The following is a 9,699-nucleotide window of genomic DNA, read 5'->3' on the forward strand; positions in this document are numbered from 1 at the left end:
CTGCACGCACCGCTCCGCGAGCCGGTCCACCTCGAGCCGCACCCGCACCCGGTCGTGGATGTCGATGTCGAAGGTGTCCTCCACCGACACCGACTTCGTGTCCCGCTCGGCCACCACGGGCCGCTCGTCGCGCGCTAGGGCCATCTCGTACAGATGCCCGCCGTGCGCCTTCCCGAGCAGCCGTACCAGCTCGTCCTGCCCCGCCTCGGCGATCTCCGCGACCGTGGTGATCCCGGCCCGTCTGAGGTGGTCGCCCGTCACCGGCCCGACGCCCGGCAGCGTCCGCACCGACATCGGCCCGAGCAGCTCCCGCTCCGTGCCCGGCACGATCAGCCGCAGCCCGTCCGGCTTGGCCTCCTCCGAGGCGATCTTCGCGAGCATCTTGGACGCGGCGAGCCCCACCGACCCCGTCAGCCCCGTCACCGCCCGTATGTCCGCCCGCAGCCGCTCCCCCACGACCCGCGCGGACACCGCGTCGAAGGCCGCGCCGCCGGCCTCCAGATCCACGAACGCCTCGTCCAGACTCAACGGCTCCACCAGCGGCGAAAGACCTCGCAGCAGCTCCATGACCTGCTCGCTGATGTCCCGGTAGAGCCCGAAGCGCGGCACCAGATACGCGGCGTTCGGCGCCAGCCGGCGCGCCTGCCCCATCGGCATCGCCGAGTGCACCCCGAACCGTCGCGCCTCGTACGACGCAGTGGCCACCACACCACGCGGCCCGAGCCCACCCACGACCACGGCTTTTCCACGCAGGCTCGGCTTGGATGCCTGCTCCGCCGAGGCGAAGAAGGCATCCATGTCCAGATGCAGAATCGTGGGCGCCGATCTCACAAGACCGATGCTGCCCTACGCCACTGACAACGCGGCGCCCGCAGCTCCCCGACGACACCGGAGCACGTCCTTCCGGTGTCCGGGAGCAGCGCTACCCGGCGCGATTGCGGCGCCGCGCCAACTCGTCCGTCGGGTTGTGCCCGATCAACGTCTCCCCGGTGTCGACGCGCTCGCCGTGCAGTTGCGACAGCGCCGCCTCCACGTCCAGCCAGACCACGCCGACAGCGATCCCGAAGATGCCCTGGCCGCCCTGCAGGAGATCCACGACCTCGTCGGGCGACGTGCACTCGTAGACCGTCGCACCGTCGCTCATGAGCGTCATCCGCTCCAGATCCGCGAACCCGCGATCCCGCAGATGCTGGACCGTGGCACGGATGTTCTGCAGCGAGACACCGGTGTCCAGGAACCGCTTGACGATCTTCAGGACCACCACATCGCGGAAGCTGTAGAGCCGCTGGCTCCCCGAGCCGTACGCGGACCGCACACTGGGCTCGACCAGGCCCGTACGCGCCCAGTAGTCGAGCTGCCGATAGGTGATTCCGGCCGCTGCGCACGCGGTGGGCCCGCGATAGCCGACGCTCTCGGGCGTCGGGGCCGACGAGGCCTCCGCCCCGCGCAGCACCGGCCGCTGCGGACCGTGCCCCGTAGTTGTGCCGTGGAGCGGATACGGCCCGCTCTCTTCCGGACGGCGTCCGGAAGCACCCCCAGCCGTACCGTCGCCGCTGCTTCTCACGCCGACCTCCGTCCTTGACCTGCCGTCTCGACGGTAGGCAGTACCCAGGAGTGCGTCAACGAACGCCACACTCGGCACGCCGAGTGATAATCACCCTGAGAGTGGTTTGCGGACCGCCCCGCCGGGAACAGCTAGCCGAATGGTCTGAAAGGTCCGCTTGGGCGGCGCCTCACTGGCTGTTGGTCCCGAAATCCTCGGGCGAGATCTGGTCGAGGAACTCGCGGAACTTCTCGACCTCGTCCTCCTGCTCGTCCGGGATCGCGATCCCCGCATCGTCGAGCACCCCGTCACTGCCGTAGATCGGCGTTCCGGTGCGCAGCGCGAGCGCTATGGCGTCGGACGGGCGGGCCGAGACCTCGACTCCGCTGGCGAACACCAGCTCCGCGTAGAAGACGCCTTCCCGCAGGTCCGTGATGCGGACCTCGGTGAGCTCTTGCCCCACCGCCTCCAGCACGTCCTTGAACAGGTCGTGCGTAAGCGGCCTCGCGGGCGCCATCCCCTGCTGTGCGAAGGCGATGGCTGTGGCCTCCCCGGGACCGATCCAGATGGGGAGGTACCGATCGCCTCCCACTTCACGCAGGAGCACGATCGGTTGGTTGGAGGGCATTTCGACCCGGACACCGACGACGTCGAGCTCATTCACACAGCAACCCTAGGACGTGCCCGGCAGGTTTGGGTAGTCGGGCACCCTCGGACTCAGTGCGGCCGCACCCGCAAAGCGGTCTGGACCAGTGCCGAATGCAGCCGCACGGTCAGCCCCGCCAGTTCCTTCGTACGCGCTTCCGCATGCGCTCTGGTCTGCGGATTACGGTGCCGGCGCAGCGGCGCGACCACCTGGTCGACCAGCCCGGCTTCACGCTCGGCGGAGGCTCGCATCGCCCGCAGATGCCGTGGCTCGATCCCGAAATTTCCCAGCTGACCGACGAGCCTGGCCACCTCGACGGCCTCCACGTCGTACCCGCCGTCCGCCACGGGCGCGATCAGGCCGTACGACTCCCACTCGTCGAGCTGCTCCGCGGTGACGCCCGCGGCGGCCAGGAACTCCGCACGCCCGACCAGCGCCGCGGCGTGCACCACGACCTCGGCCATGCCGTCCGCGGCGTCCCCAGGACCCCGCTGCGGCCCCACAGAGGGCAGCCGCACGTCCTCGCCGCGCTCAGCGGCCTCCAGGTGCTCCTTGATGACCTTGAGCGGCAGATAGTGGTCCCGCTGCATCCGCAGGACCTGAGCGAGCCGCTCGACGTCCTCAGGGCTGAACTTCCGGTATCCGGACGGAGTGCGCTGCGGCTCGACGAGCCCTTCGGACTCCAGGAACCGGATCTTGGAGATGGTGACCTCGGGAAACTCGTCGCGCAGCAGGTTGAGCACCGTACCGATGCTCACCAGGCGACTGCCCGCGGTGGCGGTGCCGGAATCGGCACCGCCCCTCGGTGAATGGCGCATGGACCTTCCCTGGGTCCTCCCCCGGACAGCTCCAGGGAAGGGTCAGATGCTCCGCTGGCTCGCGTAGAAGACCAGCCGGTACTTACCGATCTGCACCTCGTCACCGTTCGACAGCGCGACCGAGTCGATCCGCTCCCGGTTGACGTACGTGCCGTTGAGGCTGCCCACGTCGGCGACGGTGAAGATGCCGTCGGCGCCGCGGCGGAACTCCACATGGCGGCGCGACACCGTCACGTCGTCCAGGAAGATGTCGCTCTGCGGATGCCGGCCCGCCGTGGTCAGCTCGCCGTCGAGCAGGAACCGACTGCCCGAGTTCGGACCACGCCGCACCACGAGTAGAGCCGAGCCGAGCGGCAGCGCGTCCACGGCCGCCTGGGCCTCAGGAGAGAGCGCAGGCGTAGCCGTCTGACCCGTCACCTCGGCGTCGTACGCCTCGATGCCGGAGATCGAGATGGTCGACGTCGTCTCGGACGGACGCTCGGGGGCGGCGCCCCCGCGCAGCGGCGCACCGCAGTTGGAACAGAACCGGCTGGCCTCGGCATTCCGATGCCCGCACCTGGTACAAACCGGCAAGGCCGACATGGACGGATCCTCCTGCCGCGCGGCATCGGATGCGTACGGGCCGGAGCCAAAGTCTCCACCCGTACTTGAGGTTGACGGTTCCCCGAAACCTATGCGGCCGGACACCGCAGGGTCAACAGAAGACGCGCCCTGCCCGCCCGAAATGTCACCGCCCGCTCCAGGCACCTGGTCGCGGAACAGCGGACGCTCCGCGCCCTGCTGCTCAGGCTCTCCCTGGCGCGGCGCGCGGTGCCGGGCGGTGGCGTCGGCGCCATCCTCACGGCCGCTCTTGCCGAACAACTTCGCAAACAACTTCACGGGCGATTCCCCTTGACCGAAACAGACCCGCCCGTGGGGCAGGACGAACCCTGAATGCTCACACCTGCTGCATACATCGGAAACACAGACATACTCACAACGTCCGTAGCCACCCGACAGTTTCCACCACGCACCACACTTCCGATGCGTCGACCCCCCGCAACCTCTTGCCCTCGCACAACAACCCTCATGTACCCCGCCTCACTCAGAGGACGACCGAGCGTAGTCAGGACGATTCGCCCGTCGCAAGGCATCCACGACGATCTTCTCAGCCCGCGCCACCGCCACGGTGGCTTGCTCCTTCTCGAGCGTCTGCACCACACCGCCAGGGATGTTGAGCGCGGGCTCCAGGTCCTGGGGCTTGCCGATGACCTTGAACTCGTACGGCGACGACACCTTCCGGCCGTCCACCCGCACACCCCCGTCCGCATCCTCCAGATACGTGGTGGCCACCACGCGCACGTCGTTGATCTGAATCGCCTCCGCACCGGCCGCGCGCAGTTCCTGGATCGCGTCGAGCAGCATGTCCGCCTCGACGGCCCCCTTGGAGTCGGTGACGGTCAGGGTGATCCCCGGTCCCTGCGCCGCCACCGTGCCCGCGAGCACGGCCAGTTGCCGTTCCTTCTCGATCGTCTGCTTGCGCGCCTCTTCGGCCTGGTCCGAGCTGTTCTCCAACTCGGTCCGCTGGTCGTCGAGACGCTGCTTCTCGTCCTCAAGACGCTGAGTACGGTCATCCAGTTCATCGAGGATGCGTACGAGATCTTCTTGTCGCGCACCGCGCAGTGCGCTGCTCTCACTGTTGGAGCGCACCTGGATCGCGAGACCGAGCCCCAGCACGAACAGCAGCAGCGCGACGATGAGTTGGGCCCGCGACACCTTCGGCGGCCACAGGCTCCGCGCCAGCCGCCGCCGCCCGCTCAGCTCTTCCGGGGCATCGGGGACGTCCGGGGCGTCGGGGGCCGTCTCCGGCTCCTCCACGGCCTCCTCGGCGTCCTTCTTCGGCTCCTCGGGAGGCAATTCGCTGCGCATCGGCGTCACGCCCGGAAGACGTGCCGCCGGATGGCGGCCGCGTTGGAGAAGATCCGGATTCCGAGCACGACCACGACACCCGTCGAAAGCTGCGCGCCCACGCCCAACTTGTCGCCCAGGAACACGATCAGCGCGGCCACCACCACGTTGGAGAGGAACGACACGACGAAGACCTTGTCGTCGAAGATCCCGTCGAGCATCGCGCGCAGACCCCCGAACACCGCGTCAAGCGCCGCGACAACGGCGATCGGGAGGTACGGCTCGACCACCGCGGGCACCTCCGGCCGGACCAGAAGTCCGACCACCACTCCCACCACGAGGCCCAGTACGGCGATCACGATGTGCCCTTCCCTGCTTGTGGTTCGGCGTTACGTACGATCAGGCTCGGCGCGGCCGGCAGCCGCACCTCGTCCTCAGCTGAAATGCGCGCACTGATGCCGAAGTTCTCGTGCAGCGCATGCAGATACAACCCGTCGGGGCTGTCCTGGAATTTCGTGGACAACCGCTGCCCGTCCCCCACCGCCAGCACCGTATAAGGGGGCACCAGTGGCTTGTTGTCGACCAGTATGGCGTCGCCGGCCGCGCGGATCGCCGACAATGCCGTCAGCCGCTGCCCGTTGATGGCGACGGCCTCGGCGCCTGACTGCCACAGTCCGTTCACGACCTGCTGCAGATCCCGGTCGTGGACCCGCCCGCTGTCGGAGAAGTTGGCACTCTCCCGCGGACCGCCGCCGCCCTGGTCGCTGTTCTTCGCGTCGTCGATGACCAGCTTGACGCCCGGTCCGTGCACTTCGGTGGCGCCCGCGAGCAGAGCGGTCAACTCCCCTTGGTCACCACCGTGCTTCTCCAGCGCCGCGCGCTGCCGCCGGCTCACGTCCTCGCGGAGCGCGTCGACGTCGCCCTCCAACTTCTCGGCGGCCTCGGTCTCCCGCTCGATGCGGTCGATCAGCTCCTCGCGCTCCTTGGCCACGACCGGCGCCGCTATCCGCGCCTGCGCCGCTCCCACGGTCACGACCAAGGCGGCGAGCACAAGTCCGGCGGCCAGACCGAGCTTCGCCCGCAGCGTACGCGGAAGCCCTGCGCCTCCCGCAGCCTCCTTGCGCGCGGCCGCTTCCGCGTAACCGTCGTCGAGGCTGTGGTCCATCACATTGGTGAGCAGCGACATCGAAGCGTCCGGGCGCGAGGGCGGGGAGGACGTGCTCCGAACGGGGGGCTGCGGCATGCCGCACATCGTCGCACGTCGCGGCCCGTACCTCCGAATGGCCCCACCAGGCGTGCCGGGCAGCTCCCCACCCGGCACGCCCCACGCTCAACGCCCGGCGCTCTCCACCACCGCGGACCACTCGTCGAGCAGCGCCTGCGCCGACGCGTCGTCCGGCCCCTCGGCCCACAAATGGGTGACGGCCTCGGCCCGGTCGGGCAGCACCATCACCCAACGCCCGTCGGCCTCGACCACCCGCACCCCGTCGGTCGTATCGACAAAGCGATCCCCGGCCTCCTCCACCACGCGCCGCATCACAAGACCCTTCACGGCCCATGGGGTGGGGACATCCCGACGCAGCACATGCGCCCGCGGAATCCGCGCATCGATCTGACTGAGCGTGAGCTGCGTACGCGCCACAAGACCGATGAGCCGTACGAACGCGGCGGTCCCGTCGAAGACGCTGCTGAACTCCGGAATGATGAAGCCGCCGCGCCCGTCACCGCCGAAGATCGTGGCATCGTCCTGCCCGACCCGCGTCAGATCGTCCGGCGACGTGGTCGTCCACTCCACCTGGGTGCCGTGGTACGCGGCCACCTGCTCCGCGATCCGCGTGGTGGTCACCGGCAACGCCACCCGCCCACTGCGCCGCTCGGCCGCCACCAGGTCGAGCAGCACCAACAGCGCCCGGTCGTCCTCGACGATCCGCCCCTTCTCGTCGACGAGCGACAACCGCTCGCCCACCGGGTCGAACCGCACTCCGAACGCCGCCCGCGCGGACGCCACGATCTCCCCGAGCCGCACAAGCCCGGCCCGCCGCGCATCGGCCGCCTCCGTGGGCCGCGCCTCGTCCAGCCCCGGGTTGATCGTCAACGCGTCCACGCCGAGCCGCCCCAACAGACTGGGCAGTACGAGCCCGGCACTGCCGTTGGACGCATCGACCACTACTTTCAGCCCGGACTCGGCGATCCCCGTGGTGTCCACGTTCCGCAGCAGCGATCCGGTGTACGAGTCGAAAACGCTCGCCGGAAAGTACAGATCCCCGATCTCCCCGGGGAACGCCCGCCGATACTCCTGCCGCGCATAAACTCGGTCCAGCTTCCGCTGACTCGCCTGCGACAGATCCGCACCCCGCGCGTCGAAGAACATGATGTCGACGGAGTCCGGAACCCCCGGCGTCGTACGAATCATGATCCCGCCGGCAGACCCCCGCGCCGTCTGCTGCCGCGCCACCGGCAACGGCACATTCTCCAGATCCCGTACGTCGATGGCGCTGGCCTGCAGCGCCGAGATCACCGCACGCTTCAACGCACGAGCACCCCGCGAGTGGTCACGCGCGGTGGTGACGGTGGACCCCTTCTTCAAGGTCGTCGCATACGCCCCCGCCAGTCGCACCGCCAGCTCCGGCGTGATCTCCACGTTCAGAATCCCGGACACCCCACGGGCTCCAAAGAGATGGGCCTGTCCCCGGGACTCCCAGATCACCGAGGTGTTCACGAACGCCCCGGCCTCGATGGTCTTGAACGGATAGACCCGCACGTTTCCTTGGATGATCGACTCTTCACCGACGAAGCACTCGTCTCCGATGACGGCGCCGTCCTCGATCCTCGCCGCCCGCATGATGTCGGTGTTCTTGCCGACCACACAGCCACGCAGATTGCTCTGCTGCCCGATGTACACGTTGTCGTGCACAACGGCCTTGTGCAGAAAGGCGCCGCTCTTGATGACGACGTTGGAGCCCACGACGGTGTGCTCCCGAATCTCGACGTCGGCCTCGACCTTCGCGTAGTCCCCGATGTACAGCGGCCCGCGCAATACAGCGTCGGGATGTACTTCCGCACCTTCGGCGACCCACACTCCGGGCGAGATCTCGAACCCGTCGAGTTCGACCTCGACCTTTCCCTCAAGGACGTCCGCCTGGGCCTTCACGTAGCTCTCGTGCGTACCGACGTCCTCCCAGTACCCCTCGGCCACAAAGCCGTAGACGGGCTTTCCTTCCTTCATCAACTGCGGGAAGACATCACCGGACCAGTCGACAGGAACATCCGCCTCGACGTAGTCGAACACCTCGGGCTCCATGACATAGATCCCGGTGTTCACGGTGTCCGAGAAGACCTGCCCCCAGGTCGGCTTCTCCAGGAACCGCTCGACCTTTCCCTCTTCGTCGACGATGGTGATGCCGAACTCCAACGGATTGGGCACCCGAGTCAGACAGACAGTGACCAGGGCGCCCTTCTCCTTGTGAAACTCAATGAGTTCCGTGAGGTCGAAGTCGGTCAGGGCATCACCCGAGATGACGAGAAAGGCGTCGTCCTTCAGTGCCTCTTCGGCATTCTTGACGCTCCCGGCAGTCCCGAGTGGCTTCTCCTCATTGGCATAGGTGAGCTCCATTCCGAGCTCTTCGCCGTCCCCGAAGTAGTTCCTGACGAGCGACGCCAGAAATTGCACGGTGACAACGGTTTCACTGAGCCCATGCCGTTTGAGCAGCCTCAGCACATGCTCCATGATCGGCCGATTGGCCACAGGTAGGAGCGGCTTGGGCATGCTCGAGGTCATAGGGCGAAGGCGTGTGCCTTCGCCTCCAGCCATCACGACGGCCTTCATGTCGGAAGCGTCCTCCTCTAAGAGACGACTGTCTTGCCGACTTAGCCCGTCAAGATTGACCCGCCTTCAAGAGCGGGCCCCGAGCCGGTCTACGGCTGCCGGATCGGCAGGCTCAATCGGCCGTGGAGTCCGCCCGGACAAGCCGACGGACCTGCACCACATAGAGGATCCCTGCCCACCAGTAGAGCGTTGTACCCCATCCAGCGAATGCCCATCCGAAAACAGCAGCGAGCGACGCGAGCCAACCGCTGCCATCACTCAGCAGCAACAGCGGGAAGGCGTACATCAGGTTGAACGTCGCGGCCTTGCCAAGGAAGTTCACCTGCGGCGGCGGATACCCATGCCGCCTGAGGATGCCCACCATCACCAACAACAGCAGCTCGCGAGCCAACAACAGTGCCGTCAGCCAGATCGGCAGAATTTCGCGCCAGGTCAGTCCTACCAGAGTGGACAGGATGTAAAGCCGGTCAGCCGCGGGATCGAGCAGCCGGCCGAGGTTGCTGATCTGATTCCAGCGCCGAGCGAGCTTGCCATCAAGGTAGTCACTCACGCCACTGAGCATGAGTACGAGCAATGCCCAGCCGTCACTGTTGGGGCCCCCGAACACCGGCCTGAGGATCAACCACAGGAAAAGGGGCACGCCGACCAGACGCGCCATGCTGAGGATGTTCGGGATGGTGAGAACCCGGTCGGTCTGTACGCGGGTCTCCTGTACCTCCACCCGGGGGCCTCCTGTGGGAACGTGCCAACGATGCCCCACGACTTTACCCTCCGTACCTATCAAGGGCTGCACAGGGGTCTCTGAAAACAGGAAAGCCCCGCACCATCGGTGCGGGGCTTTCCCAACAATTAGTTCGGCGGCGTCCTACTCTCCCACAGGGTCCCCCCTGCAGTACCATCGGCGCTGTGAGGCTTAGCTTCCGGGTTCGGAATGTAACCGGGCGTTTCCCTCACGCTATGACCACCGAAACACTATGAA

10 protein-coding genes and 1 rRNA gene are annotated in these 9,699 nt (G+C 67.4%); all 11 read right to left on the reverse strand.

What is annotated here, in order from left to right:
* Window positions 1–831 (reverse strand): DNA polymerase IV (locus GUY60_RS28325; RefSeq protein ID WP_161702852.1); only part of this gene is annotated, 831 nt, incomplete at its 3' end.
* 91 nt (window positions 832–922) lie between these two features.
* The gene (locus tag GUY60_RS28330) at window positions 923–1,564 is read right to left on the reverse strand and encodes a MerR family transcriptional regulator (protein WP_161702854.1); all 642 of its coding nucleotides are present in this window, start codon (window positions 1,562–1,564) and stop codon (window positions 923–925) included.
* Between the two features lie 169 nt (window positions 1,565–1,733).
* A complete protein-coding gene (locus GUY60_RS28335; RefSeq protein ID WP_006123076.1) occupies window positions 1,734–2,207 on the reverse strand; it encodes a bifunctional nuclease family protein in 474 nt (157 codons plus the stop codon).
* Window positions 2,208–2,260: 53 nt separating this feature from the next.
* Window positions 2,261–3,007, reverse strand: a complete 747-nt coding sequence (gene ftsR, locus GUY60_RS28340) for a transcriptional regulator FtsR (RefSeq protein WP_161702856.1) — start codon at window positions 3,005–3,007, stop codon at window positions 2,261–2,263.
* Window positions 3,008–3,049: 42 nt separating this feature from the next.
* A complete protein-coding gene (locus tag GUY60_RS28345) occupies window positions 3,050–3,886 on the reverse strand; it encodes a double zinc ribbon and FHA domain-containing protein (RefSeq protein ID WP_312866459.1) in 837 nt (278 codons plus the stop codon).
* Between the two features lie 201 nt (window positions 3,887–4,087).
* On the reverse strand, window positions 4,088–4,915 hold the full coding sequence (locus tag GUY60_RS28350) for a DUF881 domain-containing protein (RefSeq protein WP_161702858.1): 828 nt from the start codon (window positions 4,913–4,915) through the stop codon (window positions 4,088–4,090).
* 5 nt (window positions 4,916–4,920) lie between these two features.
* Entirely contained in the window at window positions 4,921–5,253 is a 333-nt protein-coding gene (locus GUY60_RS28355; protein ID WP_019708255.1) for a small basic family protein, read from the reverse strand.
* The gene (locus GUY60_RS28360) at window positions 5,250–6,146 is read right to left on the reverse strand and encodes a DUF881 domain-containing protein (RefSeq protein ID WP_161702859.1); all 897 of its coding nucleotides are present in this window, start codon (window positions 6,144–6,146) and stop codon (window positions 5,250–5,252) included. Before GUY60_RS28360 ends, GUY60_RS28355 begins: the two co-directional genes overlap by 4 nt.
* 78 nt (window positions 6,147–6,224) lie before the next feature.
* Window positions 6,225–8,720 (reverse strand): mannose-1-phosphate guanyltransferase, encoded by a 2,496-nt coding sequence (locus tag GUY60_RS28365; protein WP_161702861.1) that lies wholly within the window; start codon window positions 8,718–8,720, stop codon window positions 6,225–6,227.
* Window positions 8,721–8,832: 112 nt separating this feature from the next.
* A complete protein-coding gene (gene clsA, locus GUY60_RS28370; protein ID WP_161702863.1) occupies window positions 8,833–9,441 on the reverse strand; it encodes a cardiolipin synthase ClsA in 609 nt (202 codons plus the stop codon).
* A gap of 131 nt (window positions 9,442–9,572) precedes the next feature.
* Window positions 9,573–9,689: ribosomal RNA gene (rrf, locus tag GUY60_RS28375) — 5S ribosomal RNA — on the reverse strand.
* Window positions 9,690–9,699: the final 10 nt, after the last annotated feature.

The organism is Streptomyces boluensis (assembly GCF_009908195.1).
Taxonomy (GTDB): domain Bacteria; phylum Actinomycetota; class Actinomycetes; order Streptomycetales; family Streptomycetaceae; genus Streptomyces; species Streptomyces boluensis.

Bases quoted from the DNA above. Each gene is read 5' to 3' on its own strand.
- ftsR (WP_161702856.1), bottom strand. From the start codon at position 3,007: ATGCGCCATTCACCGAGGGGCGGTGCCGATTCCGGCACCGCCACCGCG.
- GUY60_RS28350 (WP_161702858.1), bottom strand. From the start codon at position 4,915: ATGCGCAGCGAATTGCCTCCCGAGGAGCCGAAGAAGGACGCCGAGGAG.
- GUY60_RS28360 (WP_161702859.1), bottom strand. From the start codon at position 6,146: ATGTGCGGCATGCCGCAGCCCCCCGTTCGGAGCACGTCCTCCCCGCCC.
- GUY60_RS28365 (WP_161702861.1), bottom strand. From the start codon at position 8,720: ATGAAGGCCGTCGTGATGGCTGGAGGCGAAGGCACACGCCTTCGCCCT.